The 21,701-nt window shown below is 54.3% G+C and carries 17 protein-coding genes and 1 tRNA gene; 10 read left to right on the top strand and 8 right to left on the bottom strand.

Going from position 1 to position 21,701, the window contains the following annotated elements; translation table 11 throughout:
• Positions 1-2 precede the first annotated feature (2 nt).
• Both ACTQ1N_RS03795 and ACTQ1N_RS03790 read left to right on the top strand, forming a co-directional pair.
• Entirely contained in the window at positions 3-1,511 is a 1,509-nt protein-coding gene (locus tag ACTQ1N_RS03795) for an alpha-N-arabinofuranosidase (protein WP_441954781.1), read from the top strand.
• A gap of 80 nt (positions 1,512-1,591) precedes the next feature.
• Positions 1,592-2,572 carry a LacI family DNA-binding transcriptional regulator gene (locus ACTQ1N_RS03790; RefSeq protein WP_441954779.1) on the top strand — a complete coding sequence of 327 codons (981 nt, stop codon included), beginning with the start codon at positions 1,592-1,594 and terminating at the stop codon, positions 2,570-2,572.
• A 5-nt stretch (positions 2,573-2,577) separates the two neighbouring features.
• On the opposite strand, the gene ACTQ1N_RS03785 is transcribed toward ACTQ1N_RS03790, so the two are convergent.
• The 4 genes from ACTQ1N_RS03785 to ACTQ1N_RS03770 all read right to left on the bottom strand — a co-directional run bounded on the left by ACTQ1N_RS03785 (position 2,578) and on the right by ACTQ1N_RS03770 (position 5,414).
• The gene (locus tag ACTQ1N_RS03785) at positions 2,578-3,519 is read right to left on the bottom strand and encodes a DUF1848 domain-containing protein (protein WP_441954777.1); all 942 of its coding nucleotides are present in this window, start codon (positions 3,517-3,519) and stop codon (positions 2,578-2,580) included.
• A gap of 9 nt (positions 3,520-3,528) precedes the next feature.
• The gene (locus tag ACTQ1N_RS03780) at positions 3,529-4,800 is read right to left on the bottom strand and encodes a HipA domain-containing protein (protein WP_441954775.1); all 1,272 of its coding nucleotides are present in this window, start codon (positions 4,798-4,800) and stop codon (positions 3,529-3,531) included.
• Positions 4,801-4,805: 5 nt separating this feature from the next.
• Positions 4,806-5,030, bottom strand: coding sequence for a helix-turn-helix transcriptional regulator (locus ACTQ1N_RS03775; protein ID WP_441954773.1), 225 nt, complete (start codon positions 5,028-5,030; stop codon positions 4,806-4,808).
• Positions 5,031-5,337: 307 nt separating this feature from the next.
• Positions 5,338-5,414, bottom strand: a tRNA-Arg gene (locus ACTQ1N_RS03770).
• Positions 5,415-5,746: 332 nt separating this feature from the next.
• Here ACTQ1N_RS03770 and ACTQ1N_RS03765 point away from each other — a divergent pair.
• The 6 genes from ACTQ1N_RS03765 (at position 5,747) to pyk (ending at position 13,288) form a co-directional block, all read left to right on the top strand.
• Positions 5,747-6,202, top strand: a complete 456-nt coding sequence (locus ACTQ1N_RS03765; RefSeq protein ID WP_441954771.1) for an Hsp20/alpha crystallin family protein — start codon at positions 5,747-5,749, stop codon at positions 6,200-6,202.
• A gap of 369 nt (positions 6,203-6,571) precedes the next feature.
• Positions 6,572-7,558 (top strand): 2-hydroxyacid dehydrogenase, encoded by a 987-nt coding sequence (locus ACTQ1N_RS03760; protein WP_441954769.1) that lies wholly within the window; start codon positions 6,572-6,574, stop codon positions 7,556-7,558.
• Between the two features lie 275 nt (positions 7,559-7,833).
• Positions 7,834-9,273, top strand: coding sequence for a sodium:solute symporter family protein (locus ACTQ1N_RS03755; protein ID WP_441954767.1), 1,440 nt, complete (start codon positions 7,834-7,836; stop codon positions 9,271-9,273).
• Positions 9,274-9,404: 131 nt separating this feature from the next.
• On the top strand, positions 9,405-10,883 hold the full coding sequence (locus tag ACTQ1N_RS03750; RefSeq protein WP_441954765.1) for a uracil-xanthine permease family protein: 1,479 nt from the start codon (positions 9,405-9,407) through the stop codon (positions 10,881-10,883).
• Positions 10,884-11,071: 188 nt separating this feature from the next.
• Positions 11,072-11,635: an NUDIX hydrolase gene (locus ACTQ1N_RS03745; RefSeq protein WP_441954763.1), complete on the top strand. Its 564-nt coding sequence runs from the start codon at positions 11,072-11,074 to the stop codon at positions 11,633-11,635.
• Between the two features lie 219 nt (positions 11,636-11,854).
• A complete protein-coding gene (pyk, locus tag ACTQ1N_RS03740) occupies positions 11,855-13,288 on the top strand; it encodes a pyruvate kinase (RefSeq protein WP_441954761.1) in 1,434 nt (477 codons plus the stop codon).
• A 167-nt stretch (positions 13,289-13,455) separates the two neighbouring features.
• On the opposite strand, the gene ACTQ1N_RS03735 is transcribed toward pyk, so the two are convergent.
• Positions 13,456-14,643, bottom strand: a complete 1,188-nt coding sequence (locus ACTQ1N_RS03735) for a PucR family transcriptional regulator ligand-binding domain-containing protein (RefSeq protein ID WP_441954759.1) — start codon at positions 14,641-14,643, stop codon at positions 13,456-13,458.
• A gap of 210 nt (positions 14,644-14,853) precedes the next feature.
• On the opposite strand from ACTQ1N_RS03735, the gene ACTQ1N_RS03730 reads away from it, so the two are divergent.
• On the top strand, positions 14,854-15,003 hold the full coding sequence (locus ACTQ1N_RS03730; protein WP_441954757.1) for a hypothetical protein: 150 nt from the start codon (positions 14,854-14,856) through the stop codon (positions 15,001-15,003).
• A gap of 195 nt (positions 15,004-15,198) precedes the next feature.
• Here ACTQ1N_RS03730 and ACTQ1N_RS03725 read toward each other — a convergent pair whose 3' ends face one another.
• The 3 genes from ACTQ1N_RS03725 to ACTQ1N_RS03715 all read right to left on the bottom strand — a co-directional run bounded on the left by ACTQ1N_RS03725 (position 15,199) and on the right by ACTQ1N_RS03715 (position 20,490).
• Entirely contained in the window at positions 15,199-15,933 is a 735-nt protein-coding gene (locus ACTQ1N_RS03725) for a PrsW family intramembrane metalloprotease (protein ID WP_441954755.1), read from the bottom strand.
• Positions 15,934-16,071: 138 nt separating this feature from the next.
• Complete coding sequence (locus ACTQ1N_RS03720; protein WP_441954753.1) at positions 16,072-19,320, bottom strand: AAA family ATPase; 3,249 nt, start codon at positions 19,318-19,320, stop codon at positions 16,072-16,074.
• A gap of 3 nt (positions 19,321-19,323) precedes the next feature.
• Positions 19,324-20,490, bottom strand: coding sequence for an exonuclease SbcCD subunit D (locus tag ACTQ1N_RS03715; RefSeq protein WP_441954751.1), 1,167 nt, complete (start codon positions 20,488-20,490; stop codon positions 19,324-19,326).
• 289 nt (positions 20,491-20,779) lie between these two features.
• Here ACTQ1N_RS03715 and ACTQ1N_RS03710 point away from each other — a divergent pair, with 289 nt between their 5' ends.
• Entirely contained in the window at positions 20,780-21,694 is a 915-nt protein-coding gene (locus ACTQ1N_RS03710) for a ketopantoate reductase family protein (RefSeq protein ID WP_441954749.1), read from the top strand.
• Positions 21,695-21,701: the final 7 nt, after the last annotated feature.

The raw sequence follows: 21,701 nt of genomic DNA, 5'->3' as shown, positions 1-21,701 counted from the left end.
ATATGAACAGAGCAGCGATTACGATCAACAGAGCATATACAAAAGGATGGATCGACCGGAGATTGTTCGGATCGTTTGTCGAGCATATGGGGCGCGTGGTGTATTCCGGAATTTATGAAAAAGGGCATCCGCTTGCGGACGAGGATGGATTCCGGACGGATGTGATCGACGCAGCGAGGAACATGGGGGTGACGGCGGTCCGCTATCCGGGCGGGAATTTTGTGTCCGGATATGACTGGATGGACGGGACAGGACCGGTCAGCCGGCGTCCGAAAAAAAGAGACCTGGCCTGGAAAAGCATTGAGACCAACGAGGTTGGGATTGACGAGTTCATGAAATGGGCAGACAAAGCCCGGATTGAGCCGATTCTGGCAGTGAACCTCGGGACAGCAGGGATCAGGGAGGCTGTATCCTTTCTGGAATATGTGAACAGTGAGGCAGGAACCTGTTACAGCGATCTTCGCGTGGAAAATGGTCACCCGGAGCCGTACAGGGTGAAAACCTGGTGCCTCGGCAACGAGATGGACGGGGAGTGGCAGATCGGACACAGGACAGCGCAGGAGTATGCGCGGCTGGCGCATGAGACCGGAAAGGCCATGAAGCTGCTCGATCCGTCTATTCAGCTGGCAGTGTGCGGAAGTTCCCTGTCATCGAGAGAGACCTGTCCGGACTGGGATCAGGAAGTGATCCGGGAAACCTATGATTATGCGGATTACATCTCACTCCACCAGTACTATGGCGGGCAGGAGAAAGGAACAGCTGCGTTTCTGTCGCAGTCGCTCGATCTTGAACGCTTCATGAAAACCATCGCAGACCTCTGTGATGTTGAAAAATTCAGGAGACGGAGCGGCCGGACGATCGATATCGCCATGGACGAATGGGGCGTCTGGTCCATTTCTGACAAGCAGGTTGAAGCGGATGTGGCGGCGCATCCCTGGCGGATCGCACCGGCATTCAGTGAGCAGATCTATTCGCTTGAGGATTCCCTGCTTTTTGCCAGCATGCTGATGGCGATGCTGAAGCATGCGGACAGAGTGAAGATTGGCTGCCAGTCTCTCCTGACCAATATCAGTGCTTGCATCATGACGGTCAAAGGGGGCGGCATCTGGTTACAGCCTATATACTACGTGTTCTCCCTGATGGCGGAAAACTGCAGAGGACGTGTGCTGGAGGAACGCTCAGCAGAAGACGGTTATTCCGCCGGCGGATTTGAGAATGTTCCGTATCTGGATCATGTCACCATCTATGACGAGGAGCGGAAGCGGCTTGTCTTCTGTCTGGTGAATCGTGCCGAGAATGCCTCAGAGGCGGTCTTTTCGATGGAAGGGTTTCAGCCGCAGGCGGTCATCCTGGATCAGGTCCTCAGTGCGAAGGACAGGAAGGATAATAACAGTATTGATCATAATAAGGTCGTGCCGCATACGTGTGACAATGTGCTGCTTAAAAATGGGAAGATGACAGTGAGGATGGAGCCGCTTTCCTTTGAAATGGTCAGCGTGTCTCTGGTCTGAGTGGTTTTCCATGCTATAATCGAGAAAATCCCTGCGGTGCTGAAAGAAGGATCCGACAGGGAAAACGAGAGGGGCACAGTATGGGCGTGACGATCAATGATATCGCGAGAATCTGCGGCGTATCAAGAACAACGGTGATCCGTGCGCTGAATGGTACGGGGCGGATCAGTGATGCCACAAAAACCAGAATCAGGCAGACTGCACAGGAGAATGGCTACAGGCCGGATCTGCTTGCGCGCGGACTGGCGATGTCGAGAACCTATACGATCGGAGTTGTGGTTCTGAATGTCATGAACCAGCATTTTGCACAGATTGTGAACGCCGTCGAGGAGCGCTCCCGGAACAATGGATATAGCGTCAACATTATGCTGCACGGACAGGATCCGGCGCTGGAGCAACAGCAGGTCAATCGGCTTCTGGATTACCATGTTGACGGAATCATCCTGTCTTCCGTCAATGCGGAAGGCTCCTATGCAGACATGCTGAAAAAGGCGCCGGTGCCGATTGTAACGGTGGACAACAGGGTCGGGAGAGGACTCCCATTTGTAGGAGTAGACAATCGGAAGGCTGTCTACCAGCTTGTGCAGAAAGCCATCCGTAAAGCGTACAGACGGCTTGTATTCGTATGCCCGCCTCTGTCCAGAAGAGGATTGAATCTCTATGTACACGAGGAGCGCCGAGCGGGATTTCTGGAAGCTGTGAAGGACGCCGGATTTTCAGATTATTACGTCATCGAATGCGAGGACTACAGTGACAGGTGTAAGTCGCTTCTCTTGCCGGAAAGAGGAACTGCATTCATCTGTTCCGGGGATATCTTTGCGCTGGAGCTCATGAAATTCTTCCGCGGCTGCGGACTCAGCGCCGGGACGGAGTACGGTCTGACCGGTTTTGACGGTACCAGCATCCTGGACTATGTCGTCCCGCGGATTGATACCATCGACAATCATGAGGAAGAGATCGGCCATGCGGCCGTAGATATGCTGCTGTCCCTCATTGAGAAAAAAGACTGCATAACAGATCTCGTAATCTCAGCGGATTATCTGAATGGAAAGACACTCTGAGTGCTTTACAGAAAATCAAAGAGGTTCATCTGCCGGTCGATCCACGATTTTTGATCTGCGTCCTTGATGATGTCGCCTGCCATCGCATGACCGATGAGATAGGGCGATTCGGGGTCATGTGCCGCGGCATGTGCTTCCACAATTGCCCTGTCGTAGTTTGCATAGCAGTAGCGGCAGCCGTGCAGGCAGGTGTTGTAAGCCCCGATGTCTCCGCCAAGGAGACATGCGCAGGCCTTTCTGGCTGGCGAATGGGACGGAACGGACAGATGGATGCCTGCCGCCTTTTCGATGACGGCCTGGGAGAAACAGCCCTGGGCGTCTGTATGAGGATGTCCGGCAGTCAAGGCAGAGGACTCGCAGCACAGATGAATCTGCATACCGTTTTCTGCCGCGATGCTGTCGAACGCATCGATGAGCTCCTCCTGCTGAGCGCTGGAAACGGTCCGGGCCTGAGGAAAGTTCCTCTTCGTCTTCTCATAAAGATCAATGAAGCTCACGACACACTGCTCTGTAGTGCCTCTCAGAAACGCTGCCATGGACCGGAAGGCCTTCTTGTGGAACGAAAGACTGTATTTTTCCGACAGAAAGACCGGGTCATACCGCCAGACGATGGCATCTTTCCCGACAACTTCGGAAAGTGCCCGGAAGGTTTTCAGAACTTCGGTCTTCGTCGGGACATAAGGTTCGATGTCACGGCCATAAGGGGTGATTGTCACGTGCCAGAGCTGCCGGAAGGTGTCCAGTTCATGGATACGGGGCAGCATCGGGGCAGGATTCTTGGAGCAGAAGGACAGGACGTCGACCACTGCGGGATCGAGCAGATAGCGGGTCACCTGCTGGGGCTGATAGGGATTGCGCACCAGGACATACCCTTCCCGGATCCGGTTGTAAAACCAGGTATGAAAGAAGGCCGGAATGTCGGTGCGGCTTCCGGTATTGATAATCATTATGCCTCCTTATAAATATTTGTACCCGGAAGTTTCCAGAATCCTGTCCTTGATCGTACCTGCATCTTTATATCCTTTTTCCTGAAGGGTGTCAGCTGCCTGACTGATCGCTTTTTCGAAATGTTCAGCCATCGTGTCAAGCTGCCTCAGGATGACGGCTGACCGGATCCCGGACCGCCCGGCGCCTTCGATGAAATCACTGCGCTGGATCTGGTCAATGGCGTTGCTGTCACCAATGTACATAGACAGAGTCCGTGTGTGCCCGGGGTAGATTGTTGTGCTTACGATATCATAAGCCGGAGCAAGGTGTAATCCTGCAAGGTTCTCATCATACAGAAATGAAAAATTCTTGAGGTGTCCGTCTGTATTTCCGATCAGATCGTTAAAAATAATTCTGTTCCAAAAATCAAGGATATCTCTGATCGGGTTGCTTGAAAAATCCCGAAGCAGTCCGCAAATCTTTTCGCAGTAGCCGGATGGCACGATTTCATATTTGTTTTCGGCGGGGATTCCCAGGGCCTGTGCCATGTCCTCCTGATGAAGTCTGAGTGGAACCGGCAGGCCGTCAAGCACTCTGTGTTTTTCTGTTAGTACCCGGTCGTACCGTGGCGTTGCAAACAGAAGATTTTCATCTTCAGTATTTACTGCAAAGCTGGATGGAACAGATATCCCGAGATTCTTTGCAGTAGTCAGGCAAAGCTGTTCATTTGTCACAATATCCTTGAACCGGACATGGCTTTGTTTTACGATGTGTGTACTGGGCGCTGTGCCTTCAGGAAGGTACCAGCACTGATTGTCAGCGTCAAAATACAAGCCTGTCTTTCCTGAGGCGCCGGCAAGGGAAAGATGCAGTGCCGTTACGAGCTCAGCTGATTTGATCGCCCCCTCCGCTGCAAATTCCCGCAACTGTTGTTCTGTCATTCTGGTATATCTGGCCTTGGGAGGTTTTGAATTTCCTTCCATCACCTGGATGGCACCCAGACATTCCTGTCCCAGACCGGAAAGCATTGTCAGATAATCTTGATCATCCGCGTGCATCCATTTTGCGACAGATCTTTTTGTGAACCCCTCAGGCAGCAAGCCTTCAAAGAAAGTTTTTGTTTTTTTTGAAGAAAATGCTTCTTCCTGAAGCGGCAGGCTGAGCGATACTGGAATCGCGTCTTCCCGATCAAGCCATGCTCTGTCATAACGAAATACAGCATCGGAAATTCCATCGCCTTGAATGGTGCCAACCTTCGTCTGCTCCCCGTTTTTTTCAATAGATATATGCAAATCTTTCATAAGGGTCACCTCTTCGAACAATAGATGTTCAGTCCAAGCAAGCTGACAACCATCAGAACCTTCCCCAGTTCAACAGTTGCCTTGCCGTTTTCAAGGTCTGAGAGAAAGCTGGCACTAATTCCGGTTATCTCAGAGAGATCCTTCTGTGTGTATCCGAGTTCTTTTCTCCGGTTCTTCACAGCCTTGCCAAAGTCTGCCACATCTTTTATTCGAAATGATTGATCTGTCATATTCGCTCCTTGTTGATCGCCGAACGACGATATGATTCGGATACTGTCCTTTGATATAGCCGATCGGCGATACTGAACGCTGCAGGGATAGATTATAGCCGATCGGCGATACTACGCGTTGTAGGGATATAATGATAGCCGATCGGCGATATTCAGTCAAGGCATGGTCAGCCAGGGGATGTTGTCCAATGGTACGCGGAGCAGCCTGGCTTTGGCCGGACGTTATACAAAAAGGTTGGATTCAAGAAGACGTGCTGGAGAAAAAAACCGGAAACCCAATATTTAAGCGGGTTTCCGGACTGTTATCTGGCGTCCACGGGAGGATTTGAACCTCTGACCTACCGCTTAGGAGGCGGTCGCTCTATCCAGCTGAGCTACGCAGACGTGCTTGTTATGATGCATCAGGCTTTAGAAGCCTGTAAGCATTTTCTTATTATAGCGGTTCAGACTCCATGTGGCAAGGGGCAAATCGACCAGACAGACAATGGTTTGATGAATCGTTTTGATGAATCGTTTGTTGGGTCATGCGGGACAGAGAAAATTGTAAGAAAATTAGCACTCAACTATTGACAGTGCTAACAACCGGTGCTATAACATGGTCAGAACGAAGGAAGAAGATGAAGGAAGAACAACAGATCATCCGATTCCGTGGAACAGTGAGCTGGGCGCTGTCATTCATCAATGGGCGGCTGCCATAATGGAAAGAGGGGTGCCTTATGTTAGTACCGAGTATTTTTAATGATAATCTGTTTGATGACTGGTTTGATGATGGATTCTGGCCGGTGAGCAGAGAGGCAAGAAAGTTTGACGAGAAGATGGGCGGAGTGAACGCAAACTTCATGAGGACCGATGTCAAGGAAGGCGAGAAGGAATATGAAGTTGCAGTGGAGCTGCCTGGATTCGACAAGGATCATGTTTCTGTTGAGTTGAAGGATGGTTATCTGACGATTGCAGCAAAGAAGGATGAGAACAACGATCAGAAGGATGAGAACGGACGCTTCATCCGTCGTGAGCGTTATTCTGGTAATGTATGCCGCAGCTTCTACGTCGGTAAGGATCTGACGGAAGATGATGTACATGCAAGCTTCAAGGATGGCGTACTTCGTCTGACGGTTCCGAAGAAGGATCAGCAGCAGATTGAAGATAAAAAGCACGTAATTCAAATCAACTGATCAGCAGCTTGTACCATACAGAGGTGTTCTCAAAGGCTGAGGACGATGGCTGTATGAAACTGAGAAGAATCGTATCTTGAAAAATGGGCATTCCGCAGTGGGATGCCCATTTTTTGTGAAGGTGGCGAGCCAGAGGCCATGATGCAGACTTGCTTGCAGATCATGGCTCCTGGCGACTGCTCATCAGCGAGTGAAAATCAGTTTTGCAGATCCTGGTCTGGCAGTCGCTGGCGGTGATTGGATTTGACATCAGTCAGGAGGGCATGTAGAATTGAATTCGCAGTAAAACACTGCGAATTGTTGCCGGAGCAACAGTTTTTTATCTTCAGATGGTTCATACTGTAGACAGGTCGAGAGGAGGGCCTGCTTATGAGAATTACATTTTTTGACGCGAAGTCTTATGATACAGAATCCTTTGATGCCATCAAGGCCAATTATCCGGATCTGGAGCTGGAGTACTGGGAGGCAGAGCTGAATCCGAAGACGGCGGCGTACGTGACAGACAGCGAAGCTGTGTGTGCGTTTGTGAACGCGAATGCCGGGGCGGACACCCTGCGCGTTCTGGCCTCCAGAGGGGTAAAGCTGCTTCTGATGCGCTGCGCCGGTTATAACAATGTGGATCTTGAGGCTGCAACGGCGAATGGAATCAAGGTGATGCGTGTGCCGGGATATTCTCCGGAGGCTGTCGCGGAGCTGGCGATGACGCTGGCGAGCGCGGTAAACCGTCACATCCACAAGGCCTATATCCGGGTGAGGGAGAACAATTTCTCCCTGCAGGGACTGACCGGCAAGAACTTCTATGGAAAGACGGCCGGCATCATCGGAACCGGCAAGATCGGGGCGGCGATGGCGCGGATCTGCCGGGGCTATGGCATGAGGGTGCTGGGCTATGACAAGTATCCGAACAAGAGCCTTGATTTTGTTGAGTATGTCAGTCTGGAGCAGCTGCTCCGTGAGAGCGATCTGATCTCTCTGCACTGCCCGCTGATGAAGGAAACCTATCATATGATCAATATCTTCACGATCAATCAGATGAAGGATGGTGTGATTCTGGTCAATACGTCGAGAGGCGGACTGATCGACACCAATGACCTCATCCAGGGAATCCGTGAAAGAAAATTCTCAGGTGTCGGGCTGGATGTCTATGAGGAGGAGAAGGACAACGTCTTCGAGAATCATGAGGACGACATCATGATGCATTCTGTCACGTCCAGGCTGCTGTCCTTCCCGAACGTGATCGTAACGTCGCATCAGGGCTTCTTTACTGAAGAGGCGCTGACGGCCATCGCAGAGACGACGCTGGGCAACGCGGAAGCCTATCTGAAGGGGGAGAAGGCCGGGACGGAGCTGAACTGAAGTCTCTTCAACCCGAATTCGGCTTCTGCCTGCCTCGCCGGGGCGCGGACAGTAAGATCCGTAAATTATTCAGAAGCTGTGTATTGTTATCAAAGATATTGCATGTATATGCTTGAAACACACCTGATCTTTTGATAGAATCAGGCTGTCGCAGAGGCAGGGTGGCCGGGACGCCACCCTGCCTTTTTCAGATTCCGGAGACAGACGATATCGAGAGAACTGTTTCCGGGGGAACAGTCTGAAGGAGAACCGGAGGAAAACTGGAGGTAACAGGTATGAGTGTGAATGTGATATCTCTGATCATCGTCGCGGCTTATCTGATCGGCATGCTGGTCATCGGCCTGGTGGTCGGCAAGCTGAAGATCAAGGACAGCGAGGACTATATGGTTGCGGGCAGGCGGATGGGCCTGTTCATGGTTGCATTTTCGCTTTCGGCAAACAACATCGGCGGCGGATCTACGACGGGCGTAGCGGCCAAGGCCTTCGGCGCCTGGGGCATGAGTGCCATCTGGTACGTGCTGGCAGCATCGATTGCGATGATCCCGCTGGCGTATTTTGCGCCGAAAATCCGCAGGACGATGTCACTGACGATTCCGGAGGTGGTAACCCGGCGGTTCGGGTCAGTGTCCGGGACCTTTACTGCTGTGCTGAATGTGCTGGCGCTATTCTGTCTGACTTCCTCTCAGATCATGGCTTCCGGTTCGGTTGTGAGTGTTCTGACAGGCATCCCGCTGAATGTCTGTGTTTTCATCGCTGCGGCGGTCACAATCATCTACACGACTGTCGGCGGCATGATCGCAGACCAGATTTCCGATATGGTTCAGTTCCTGATCATCCTGATCGGCCTTGCAATCGCAACGCCCTTTGTCGTGAAGGGCTGCGGCGGCTGGAGCGCGATCTCTGCCGCTCTTCCGGCCTCACAGCTGAGCTTCACGCACATCGGATGGGTCACGATCATTGGCTATATCTTCAACTATTTCTGCACCTTCCTGTCCGGACCGGAGATGGTCAGCCGCTTTGAAAGCTGCAAGGATGAGAAGACGGCGGTCGGGGCTTCCTTCCTGTCTGCCATTCTGATGGCGGCGATGGCGGTCTTCCCGACTATCCTTGGACTTGCGGCGCTGTCGATGAAGGACGAGCTGGGACTGACACCGGACAAGGCGAACACGGCGATGATGGCTGTTACAAATCACCATGCACCTGCCGTGATCACCGGGATTGTGTCGGCATCCATCATTGCGGCGACGATGTCTTCGGCAGATTCGAACCTGCTGTGCATGAGCACGATCCTGATGAATGACATCTTCACAAAGATTGATCCGAATCTGAAGAAGGCACCGGACAAGAAGGTGATCTTCTATACCAGGCTGTGCAACGTGGTCTGCGCTGTGGTTGCAACGCTCATTGCGCTCGGCAATGTCAACATTGTCACGATGAACACCTTCGCATTTGCAATTCGCTGCGCGGGACCGTTTGCCGCATACGGGCTGGGAATGGTCGTCAAGAAGGCGGTCAGGGCCTCCGGCATCGCCTCCATTATCACCGGAACCATTGGCGTTGTCATCTGGCAGGTACTCAGCGGCGGCAACTTCTATCTTGGAATTCTGCCAGTCGTGTTCGGCTGCGGCGTCGGAACGCTGACATTTTTCCTGGTCAATCTGATTGGCTGGAAAATGGGTGCCGCGCCGGCTCCTTCGGCTTATCCGGAGGACTGAGTTCCGGTATCAGCTGGGAACGCTTCATCAGAAAACGGAATCAGAAAGCGCTGGACGATACCTGAACATCCTGATATCATGAGAGAAGGTGAAAGATATTTAAACATGTACGGAGAGGGAGGATCATTATAATGGATAAGACCGATTCAGGTTCCGGGAAGGAACTGATCTATCAGCTGGAGGGGCGGCCGCCGCTTCGGATTGCGATTCCGCTCGGCCTGCAGCATGTCCTGGCGATGTTTGTCGGAAACCTGACACCGCTGATCATTCTGATGGGAATCTGCGGGATGACGGTTGACGGAGGCTTCGGGGCGCTTCGCGTTTCGCTTCTTCAGAATGCGATGCTGATTGCCGGGATTGTGACACTGGTGCAGGTCTTTTCGATCGGACCGATCGGTGGGCGGGTTCCGATTGTGATGGGGACATCCTCCGGATTCATTGGGGTGATGACTTCCGCAGCGAATGCAATGGGCGGCGGTGTCATCGGATATGGTGCGGTGCTTGGCGCCAGCTTTGTCGGTGGTATCTTTGAGGCCGTGCTGGGCGTCTTTCTGAAGCCGCTCCGGAAGTTCTTCCCGCCGCTGGTGACAGGAATCGTTGTCATGTCCATCGGACTCTCCCTGATCTCCGTCGGGGTCAATTCATTTGGCGGCGGCAACAAGAACGGGGACTTCGGTTCGCCGGAGAATCTTCTGATCGGATTCTTTGTTCTGATCGTGATTCTGGTGCTCAAGCATGGGACGAAGGGCTTTACCAGCACGAGTTCCATCCTGATCGGAATTATCGCAGGATACATCCTCTGCGCCATTATGGGGATCTTCCTGCCGCATACCTACACCTATACGGACGCTGCGGGTAAGACCGTGGAGGCAACAAAGAGCTGGGTGCTGAACTGGCAGGCTGTGAAAGATGCGGCATGGTTCAAGGTTCCGGCGCTGATGCCTGTGAAGTGGGTGTTTGACGTGAAGGCGATCCTTCCGGTTATGATCATGTTCATCGTCACCGCTGTCGAGACGGTCGGTGATATTTCCGGCGTCTGCGAGGGCGGCATGAACCGTGAACCGAGCGATAAGGAGCTGTCCGGCGGAATCATCTGTGACGGTCTCGGATCCTCCTTCGCGGCGCTGTTCGGCGTTCTTCCGAACACCTCCTTCAGCCAGAATGTCGGACTGGTTGCGCTGAACAAGGTCGTCAACCTGTTCACGATTGCGATCGGCGGCATCTTCCTGGTGCTCTGCGGCCTGTTTCCGAAGCTGGCAGCTTTGATGAGCATTATGCCGAACAGTGTGCTCGGCGGCGCGGCCGTTCTGATGTTTGCGTCCATCATCGTGTCAGGCATGCAGCTTGTCACGAAGGATCCGCTGACGCCGAGGAATGTTTCGATTGTCGCGACAGCCCTTGGCGTCGGCTACGGACTCGGTGCAACCCCGGGTGTGCTTGCAAAGTGCCCGCAGTTCATTCAGCTGATCTTCGGTGAGTCCGGTATTGTGTCTGCGTGCGTGATTGCGCTGGTCATGAATATTGTGATCCCGAAGGACAAGCCGCATACCCCTCCGGCAGCGGAGGTTCCGGACAATCCGATGGAACCCTTGATTGAACCGAAGGAGTGAGAAAAGGTAGAATAAAAGAATCTGTCAGAGCAAGGCCGGGCATGGATGGCATATGCCCGGCCTGCTTGCTTGCCGCGATACAACGTGGCACTGGCCGGCATGAGGAGAAGGCGCCGGCCCATTCGGCGCAAACGTCGTCTGAGAGGCACAGTGCGGCATCGGACTGGATGAGGAGGGGACAGCAGGAAATGGAAATGTTTGATGTGGTAGACGAGGAGGGAAGACCGACAGGGGAGACTGTATCCCGGCAGGAAGCGCATGACAAGGGCATCCGACACCGGACGGCACATATCTGGGCCGTCCGGAGGGAGCCGGAAAAAAGCGGGATCCAGATTCTGCTGCAGAAGCGGGCAATGGACAAGGATTCCTTTCCGGGGCAGTATGACACATCATCGGCCGGGCATATCCATGCCGGTGACGAGCCTCGTATCTCGGCTGTACGAGAGCTTCGGGAGGAACTGGGGATCACAGTCAGACCAGAGGAGCTGAAGTTTGCGGGAAAGTTCCGGGTCCACTATACGGAAACCTTCCACGGAAAACCATTTCTGGATGACGAGGTTGCCTTTGTGTACGTCTGCGACCGTCCGGTTGCGCTTTCAGAGCTGAAGCTGCAGAAGGAGGAAGTAGAGGCAGCCGGCTGGTTTGATCTGGAGGAAACCTGGCAGGCGGTGCTTCGGCATGACCCGATGTACTGCGTGCCGCGCGGCGGGCTGGAAGTTTTGAGGGCATATCTTCTTGAAGAGCGCCCATAAACCCCGGCACCGCCTGTACACAAACATGCGAGATGCCGGTTATGGCAGCGCGGTGTGAGTTGCGAAGCAACGAAACCGCGCGTAATCATAAATGAGTGGCAAAGGGTACTTATGACACTCATATCATGGTATACTTATATGAAAAAACTGTGCACCCGGCGTTTGAATGCATCCGGCGCTGCGCAGCGGTTTAAGGACATCCCTGGGAGGAACTTCAGCATGAAACGGACAAAGATTGTATGCACGATGGGGCCGAGCACCGACAGCAAGGAGATTCTCGGTGCGCTTGTCGATGCCGGTATGGATGTGGCACGGTTCAATTTCTCGCACGGAAGCTATGAGGAACACAAGGGACGGATGGACCTGCTCAAGGAGGTTCGGGCAGAGAAAAAGAAGCCGATTGCGATCATGCTTGACACGAAGGGACCGGAGATCCGGACAAAGCTGCTGAAGGGCGGTAAAAAGGTTGAGCTTGTCGAGGGTCAGTCCTTCACACTGACGACAAGAGACGTGGAGGGGACAAGTGAGATCGTCTCCCAGACGTATGACCGGCTTCCAACGGATCTGAAGCCAGGGGATACTGTCCTGATTGATGATGGCCTGATTGCCATGACCGTTCAGGAGACGACGGATACAGATGTCGTCTGCAGGGTTGATAACGGCGGGATGCTTGGAGAGCGCAAGGGGATCAACCTCCCGAATGTTGAGATTCACCTCCCGGGCATCACGGAAAAGGACAAGCAGGACATCCTCTTCGGGATCGGGCAGGGGATCGACTTCATTGCAGCTTCATTTGTCAGAAGTGCGGAGAATATCCGGGAGATCCGGGATCTGCTCAGGCAGCATCACGCGGAGGATGTTCATATCATCGCGAAGGTGGAGAGCCAGGAGGGGATCCGGAACATCGACGAGATCATCCAGGAAGCAGACGGTGTGATGGTTGCACGCGGTGACATGGGCGTCGAGATTCCGGCCTGGGAGGTTCCGCACATCCAGAAGATGATCATCGAGAAGGTGAATGCTGCCTATAAGCCGGTCATCGTGGCGACACAGATGCTGGATTCGATGATCCGCAATCCGCGTCCGACCCGGGCGGAGGTGACGGATGTGGCGACGGCCATCATGCAGTCCACCGATGCCATCATGCTGTCCGGAGAGACGGCTGCCGGAAAGTACCCGGTCGAGGCCGTGAAGATGATGGTGCATATCTGCGAGTCCACGGAGCCGTTCTATGAATACCGGATTCCTGAGTTTAAAAAACTGGAAGGAAAACACAGCGTATCGAGCGCTGTCGGTGTCGGGGCGGTCCGCACGGCGGCGAATGTTGATGCAAAGGCGCTGGTGATTCCGACGATGTCCGGTTTCTCGGCGCGGCTGGTTTCCAACCTGCGGCCGACACAGCCGATCTATGCCGTGTCTCCGAATGACCGGGCGCTGCATCAGATGCAGCTGGACTGGGGCGTTCTTCCGGTGAAAGGATATCAGGAGGACTCTCCCGAGAATATTGTTTCGCACGCGATGTATGTGGTTGAGCGGGATAAGCTCGTCAGCTCCGGAGATATGGTTGTCATCACAGCCGGAGATCCCGCGAACAACGAGGTCCGGGGCGAGGGCAACATGACGAATATGATGTATGTGATTCAGGCCAGGTAATACCAGAGAATTGCGCGCACGCTTAACAAAAAAGCGTGCGCGTTTTTTGACGCGGGGGTCAGGCGTCGTCGGAGGAAAGCTGGCGCGGTGTCCGCTGCGGCCTCACAGCGGACTTGTGAGGAGGCTGCCGGAAAGGCAGCAGGACGACAGGGTCTCGCTGTGCACGGTCAGGGAGCTGCCTGCCGCATACGTCGGATCATGCAGGCGGTCAGGCAGCAGAGCCGCTCCTCCTCTGTGTCGAGCGGGCTGCCGATGATCTCGCGGATATGGTTCATCCGGTAGCTGATGGTGTTGCGGTGGATGAACATCGCGTCCGCAACCTGCCGAATGCTGCCGTTATACTTCAGGTAGTATTCGAGTGTCCGGACATATTCGGAATCGTGGGCGGCATCATAGTCCTCAAGCGCCTTTAGATATTCCTCCTCAAATTCTGCAAGAAGCTGCTGGTCGGAGACCATGCTGAGAAGGCGCCAGATTCCCATCGTGTCGAACTGGGTCAGCATAAATCCATTCCGGCCTTCGTCTGCTCGAAAGACTTCCGACATTCTGGCGGCAGCCTTCGCCCGGCGGTAGGAGAGGTGGAGGGAGCGGATACCTGTCAGCGCGCTTCCGACTCCGATCACGAAGGACTGGTCGGGGATTCTCCGGACAATGTTGGCGCGGAACTGACGAAGAATCTCTGCAGTGGCGGCGGGGCTCAGCGCGTTGATGATGACGACAAAGCTGGAATCGTAATAGAAGAAATGACCGTTGTGCGTGAGGTTCGTCAGGGCAAGCTGCAGACGGTAACCGATCCGCTTGCGCTCCACCGTGTCCATTTCCGCCAGCCCATTCCGATGAAGGAGGATGACCTGGAAGGAGCCTTCGATATCGAAATGAGGCAGCAGCGTTTTTGCGTATGCTTCATAGTCGTCCGGTGCCTCGATAGCTTTTATGAATGCGGCGGAGAGCTGTTCATCGGTGGAGCCCTGCAGGAAGATCCGGATACTCAGATCCTTGATCATGTCGGCAATTTCGATATCCCAGGGAACAGTGAGCAGCGGGAGCGCATTGGCGTCCGCGTAATGGAGAATGTGGGAAGGGATCTCCCGGATATAGCAGCCTGTATTGATAATCAGGCCAGAAGCCTGCCTGCGGACAAGCTCCTCCAGCAGAAGGCGCAGTTTTTCTTCCTCCTGAAATCCCAGGCAGGTTGTAACGGCGAGTTCCTTGCCGCTGAACCGCTGGACGATGGTCAGGTCCTCGACCATTAAAAGCCAGCTGATGGAATTGGACCAGCCTCCCTGTCCTGCAATCAGCTTCATCTGGTACCGCTGTCTTGAGACGAGCAGCATATCCTCAACCGTAAATCCCATCTTCGAAGCCTCCTTTTTAAACCGTCTGTCGTGAAAGCATGGTGTCCGTGCGCAGATGCTTGTCTGTTCTTCAGCATAGCACAATTTGTGCTGTCAGCACAAAAAAAGATTGTTATTTTTATGTCAGGGACACGTTGAATATGTGCAGACAAGTGACTATCATGGGTATGCAAGGAAGAGATGTCAGGAGGACAAAGGAGGCTGATAGATATGACAATCTTCACACCCTATATGAGCGCAGACCTTTATCAGCGGGTGCCTGACTGGCAGAAAATCGAACGGTATGATTACTGCAGCCAGGGACTCCCGAGAAAAACAGCCGGCATGTGGAGACGGCTGTTTGCATGGCTCTGGAAGTGAACAGGCTGATGAGCTAGCACAGGAGAAAACAAAAAGTGAGGCTGTCGTATTGATATACGACAGCCTCATTTTTTATACGTCGGACACACAATACGTATTTTCCATTCGAGAAGTTTACATATTGTTCAAAAAATATATCAAGCTTTACCGAATGTTATCGGGATTCTGCATTTCCATAGGATTCATATTTTTCGGTCAGACAGGCGTATCGCGCCTGGATTCATGCCGGATCAGGCCGAAGACGATCAGATACATCGCGATGACAAAGAGAACGAAGAGCGCGGTAGACTGCTTTGTGCCGCTCATGCAGCAGGAATCGTAGATGCCATGGAGAGCGACAGCCGAGACATACGCGAATATAAGATTCAGAGTTGATCCGAACCGGTCTCCCATGTCATATTTCAGCTTTGCCCTTCCGTAGAAGACACCCATGAAGACAGAGAATCCCATATGGCCGGGGATGGCGAGAACGGCACGCGGGAGTGCGACCGAAAGACCATAGCTGAAGACATATTTCACATTTTCGAAGGCGGCAAAACCCAGAGAAACAAATACGGCATAGACAATTCCATCGTAGCGGAAGTTAAAATTCGGGTCGTGCCAGGTCCGGCGATACAGGAAGAAGAACTTGGTTCCTTCCTCGATCGCGGCCACGCACAGGAAGGCAAGGACATATTGGTAGCGCGGATCATTCGGATCCAGCGTGACATTCAGGATGCCCTGTGCGATCATTTCCAGAACGATGGAAGCCAGTGCGGCAAGGACGCCGCGCCAGGCAAGACTGATCAGCAGCTGGGGCGGCTCCTTTTCGATGGAATCCTGCTGATAGACGTAGCGCATCAGCAGGATTGCCGGCAGGATGGCGGCTGCGATATAGATCATGGCAAGATACAGGAATGGCATGGTGACAAGCGGGATGAAGAAATACATGGAACGCCTCCTTATGATCCGTAACCGTAACTGAAATGTACCTGAAGCTATTCTACATCAGCACAGGGAGGCTCGTCAGCCATGACTGTGCTGATTTTTTTCCCCGGTAAACAGCTGCCCGGAGGCAGAGCCATCCGATTAGTCCTCTCTGACAACCTGCACATGGCTGCCGTCGCGGCCTCTTGTGACAACGATCTGCCGCCGGATCTGTTCCTTCAGTTCATCGCAGTGACTGATGATACCGATCAGCTTGTGGTGGGTCGAGAGGGAGACCAGCATGTTCACGGCATCGGAGAGGGACTGACGCTTGTCGAGGGAGCCGAAGCCTTCGTCAATGAACAGCGAATCAATCGTGATGCCGCCGGCTCTGGAAGAAATGCTGTCCGACAGACCGAGCGCCAGGGACAGGGAGGCTTTGAAGCTCTCTCCGCCTGACAGGGTGCTGACCGGTCTTTTTTTCCCGGTGTAGTTGTCCAGGATGTCCAGCGCAAGGGCATTCTTGGATTTCTTCCCGGCATCAATTTCCTCCCGGCGGAAGAACCGGTACCGACCGTCTGTGATCATATCCAGCCGGATATTGGCGGCACGCGTGATCTCATCGAAGCCTGTTTCCTGAATATATTGCTCGAATGTGATCTTCACGTTCTGGGTCTGGCCGGAGACAAGCCGGTAGAGCTTGTCGAGCATCTCATAGCTGTGCTCCTGCTGCTGAAGTCTGCTGTACTCCGCGCATATGCTGTTTCGGACGGATTCATTGTTCTCTATTCTGCCCTCTGTCCGCGCTTTTCTATCCCGGAGGGCTGCCAGGCGGGTGGAAAGTTCTGTCTGGGATGCCCGGAGCTGTCCGAGGTCTGTTCGGACCAGTCCCTTTGCGGCAGTCTGTGCGGCCTTCAGGCGGGCGGTGGCGGCGGCCTGCTGCCGGTCGAATGCAGAAAGCGCCTGTTCCTCCTCTTTCAGCGCTTCCTCGGAACACAGGTTCTCCAGCAGGGTTTCCTCCGACAGAAGGCCTGTTTCTTTCAGCTTCTGGTTGAGCTTCTCTGCAGCGTCCAGGGCGGAGAGCCTGTCTTTGTCCCGCTGCGCTTCGGCAGCCTTGCTGGAAGCAAGACTTGCAGCCAGCGCACGCGCAGCCGCTTCTTTTTTCTGTCCGGCCTCCTCGATCTGCCTCGACAGCAGCTCACAAACCTCCCTGGCAGCTGTTACGGCAGCCTCCGCCTCCTTCAGTGTGGGGAAAGAGAGGACAGGAAGACCAGAAAGGGCGGCCTTGCACGCAGTCTGCCGCTGCACGACGGCCTCTCTGTCTGCCCGGAGCGTTTCCTTCTGGGTATCCAGCTGTCTTTTTTCTTCATCCGCTTTCTCCTGTCTTTTCTGGGCAAGCTGCAGATTTGTAAGCTGAAGGGAAAGCGTTTCTACCTGCTGCCTGACTGCTGCGGCTGAAGAATCGAGCGCAGCCTGCAGCTGGGTGAGCAGTGTCTCAAGTCGGCTCAGCGGCAGACGTTCGTCGTCCCGAATGTCCTCTTCGGGGGGAATCTCTGTCTCCTGCAGCCCGATTTCAGCCTGGATGGCCGACAGGTTTCTGACAAGGTCATCGCGCAGCTGGGCAGAAGCTGTCCCGGCAGCAGCCTTCAGCGAGGCGGCTTCAGTCGCTGCTTCATCCTTCTTCTGCCGAAGAAGATCTGACTTTGCGCGGAGGGACCGGACGGTTTCATCTGTGACAGTCACCCTGCTGTCTGAAGCATCCGGGAGGAAAGGAGAGGCCGGATGCGGGTGGACGGTTGACCCGCAGACCGGGCAGGGCGCACCGTCTTTCAGCTCCTGAGCGAGAAGACCGGCGCGGTTCATTTCCAATAGACGCTCCGCCTCGGACAGTGCGGCATATTGGCTGTCGTACTGCCGCCTGACAGAGACATATTGTTTTTTCGACCTTTCCCAGGATACGCGCTGTTTTTCCGCCTGACGGGTCCGTCTGCACAGATCCAGCAGGCTTTCTCTTTGCTTCTCGAGCGTCTGGAGGCGGACGTCTGCCTCCTTCTTCTGAAGCGGAACATCTGCTGATCTGGTCACATAATCCTTCAGCTTCCGGGTCAGGGCATCATGATCCTGAAGCCTGGTCTGAAGGAGGAGGGATTTTTCATCAAGCTGCCTGAGCGCTGCGGAGGCTGCCTCAAGGTCAGCCTGCAGCGCATTCCTGCGGCTGTAGAGCGGGATCTGATCCTGCAGCTGCCTCAGCTCCAGCTTCTTCTGGTCAAGCAGCGCTTTTTCAGTCTGCGCGGCGGCATATTGTTTTTCAGCATCTTCATGCTGTCTTTGCGCTTCAGAGACAGCTGCCAGGCTTCTTGCATATGCGGCAGCGGAGGCGGAAGCGTCTTTGCCGGCACGCTGCTTCTGCTCATAGAAGGGATAGACGCTGTAGCGGGTCGTTTTCCGGAGAGTGAGAGTTTTCCGCCGCGTCTCCATCGAAGGAGTCTGCGCGTCAAGCTGTGTTTTCATCGTCTGGCTTGCCTGGTACTCATCCAGTTTTCGGTTATCCGAATCTGCCAGTGCGAGACGGCGGGTCAGAGCTTCGGCCTCGATTTGAAGATGGGAGATCGCTTCAGCGAGGGAAGCTGACAGCGCCTGATCTGATCGAAGGATGTCGTCCAGAAGTCCGAGAACCTGTTCTCTGCGGGAGAGCAGGTCGACGGGCGAGGCGATGGACTGAAACTGCGAGAGCGCCTCGGCGTTCTCTGCTCCTGGCCGGATGGTCTGCAGCCGGTCTGAGATGCCGGAGGCGCTTCTGTCGCGCAGCGCCCGGGCAGAAGCGGTACGCGTTTTCAGAATTTCACTCATCCGCTGGTACCCTTCTGTGAGAAAGATTTTCTGCAGGATCTTCGTGCGCTCATCGGTGGAGGCGGTCAGAACCTTCCGGAACTCTCCCTGCGCAATCATCGCAACCTGACAGAACTGGCTGTGGTCGAGATGGAGAATCTGATTCTGGACCAGGTCTGTCACATTTTTGGCTCCGCTTACAGGCTGAATCCCATCTCCTGTCAGTTCTGCTTTCTCCGGAACGGTCGTTGTTTTTGACCGGTCGGCGCCCCGGAGAAGATGTCGGGTATAGGCAGGCTGACGCATGATTTCATACTGACGCCCGCGGTGTGAGAAGCGGAATGTGACGATGGTTGCCTGACTTTCAGGCGCAAAGTCGCTCCGCATTGAACCGGCAGAACGTCCTGGCATGCTGGTCAGCCCATAGAGCGCATAGGAGATGGCATCAAATATGGTCGTCTTCCCGGCTCCGGTATCGCCGGTGATCAGAAACAGTCCGTCTGTGCCCAGCGTTGTGAAATCAATGCGCTGCGTGTCCTTGTACGGACCGAAGGCGGTCATTTCCAGATAGAGTGGTTTCATTGGTCAGTCCCCCACGCCGGCTTCCCGCGCGGCACTTTCCAGAATCTTCATTTCCTCATCAGTCGGTTCTTCGCCGAGAATCTGCCTGTAAAAGGCGCGGATCTGATCGGAAAAGGTCGGGACGCTGTCGCCTTCCGGACTTATCCCTTTCTCGGATCGGGCTGCCTTTGATGATTCCGGCAGCTCATAGCGCAGGCCGCAGGCATTCGGGTAATGCGCCTGGATGGCGGCAAATGCATCGGGTACAGGCGTCCGGTCTGTGAGGGTGACGAACACGTAATCGTCCGGGTACTCGATGTTTTCCGGCTTCATGAGCTCTTCAAAATGACCCTTCAGCAGGCGCATTTCGTGGAGCGGCTTCACCGGGATGAGCGTGACAGCCGGATGGCTCCCTTTATTCGCCATCTCGACGAGGGTATATGCCTTGTCCTGACCGACCTCGCTCAACGAATACCGAAGCGGGGAGCCGCCGTAGCGGATGCTCTCACGGCCGACCTTCTGCGGTCTGTGGATATGGCCGAGCGCCACATAGTCAAAGTGATCAAACACATCGCTGCTGATCCGGTCAATCGTCCCGACATTCTGGGCAGCAGTTTCTGATCCGGCCAGGATCGGATCTCCGCTGCCGGCCTTCCCTGGTGTCACGAACTGGTGCGCGAGAAGCACGTTGCGCTCTGTAAAGTCAATCTCTGCGTGGCGCAGAACTGTCCTGACAGCAGATTCATACGTTCTGGTGTCCTCATCCGGCCAGAAATGCTGTACCTGGGCACGCGTTATGTATGGAAGCAGCCAGAAGTGGACGGGGCCATACCCATCGGTGAGCGATACCTGGTGGAGTGTCCCGTCATACTTTCCGCAGATGTATATGCCGCTCTCCTTCAAAAGCCGGCTGCCGAAATTCAGCCGTTCATCTGAATCGTGATTGCCACTGATCAGAAGAACCGGAAGACGCATGGCGGCAAGCTCTGATAAAAAGCCGTCCAGAAGCGCAACGGCCTCCTCGGAAGGAACAGCGCGGTCGTAGACATCGCCGGCGATCAGGACGGCATCCGGTTTTTCCTGCGCGGAAAGCTCCAGAATCTGGTCAAGCAGGTATTTCTGGTCGGGGATCAGACTGATCTCATTGAGAGACCGGCCAAGATGAAGATCGGCAAGGTGAAGAAATTTCATAAATATGTTCCTTTCGTGAGCTGCCGGGCAGGGCGACATGCAGGGCGGTGCCAGGCGGAGGCTCCATGATCTTATACGGGTACTTTATACAAGCCGCATCTGTTTTTCAAGTCTGCAGGCAGGATGCGACAATGACTGGAAAATGCGGTAGAATAAGGCAGACTCAGGCCGCTGCGGCTTGCGTGTTCGGAGGACGAAAGAGCATCCGGAAGGAGTGCCGCACCTTGACCGTGACCGTCATGGGCGGATGGCCAGAGAAGACACTGACAACTGAGAGAGGACAGTGGAGATGGAAATCAAAAGGACAGCAGTTTTCGGAATGGGCGCCCTCGGCCTTCTGTTTGGCTCGCAGATTGCGGAGGCGGATGGGGGGAATGCCGTGACCTTCCTGATGAACCAGGAACGTGCAAAGCGGCATCAGCAGGACAGATATTCCGTGAATGGGATCGAAAAGCACTTTCAGATCGAGGCAGCAGAGGACGCAGTGCCATATGACCTGGTGATTGTGGCGGTCAAGTACAAGGATCTGGAGGACGTTGTCGAAGAAATGAAGCCGGCGGTTAGACCTGACACGGTGATCATTTCTGTTATGAATGGCATCAGCAGCGAGGATATCCTGGCACAGACATACCTGCGCAGGAACGTCATCGACTGCGTCGCGATCGGGATGGATGCGATGCGGGAGGGGACGGCGCTGCGGTACACAAAGCCGGGGCGGCTGCAGATCGGCGTGACGGAAGGGGAACAGAACCCCGCGTTTCAGGCACTTGTTTCATTCCTGGAGAGGACGGGGATCCCGTATGAGGTCTGCCCGGATATCAGAAGGAGTATGTGGAATAAGTTCATGCTGAATGTCGGAATCAACCAGGCATGCACGGTCTATGAGACAGACTACGCGCACGCAACAGCGCCGGGTCCGATCCTGGATGAGATGATCGGTGCGATGACAGAGGTTATCCGAATTGCGGAAGCAGAAGGGGTTCACCTGACACAGGAAGACTTGAACCGGTGTGTTGAGCTGGAGAAGACTCTGAAGCCGGATGGGTATCCGTCGATGCGGCAGGATGCCGTGGCAAAAAGACCGACGGAAGTCGATATGTTTGCCGGGACGGTTATTCAGCTCGGTGAGAAACATGGAATTCCCACTCCTGTCAACAGAAAGTATCTGGACGCTGTCAGGAGAATGGAGGAAAGCTGGGGCTGAGAAAGCA

This window comes from Porcincola sp. LCP21S3_C12, assembly GCF_052118625.1.
GTDB lineage: Bacteria > Bacillota > Clostridia > Lachnospirales > Lachnospiraceae > Porcincola.
This window is presented reverse-complemented; position numbering and strand designations above follow the sequence as displayed.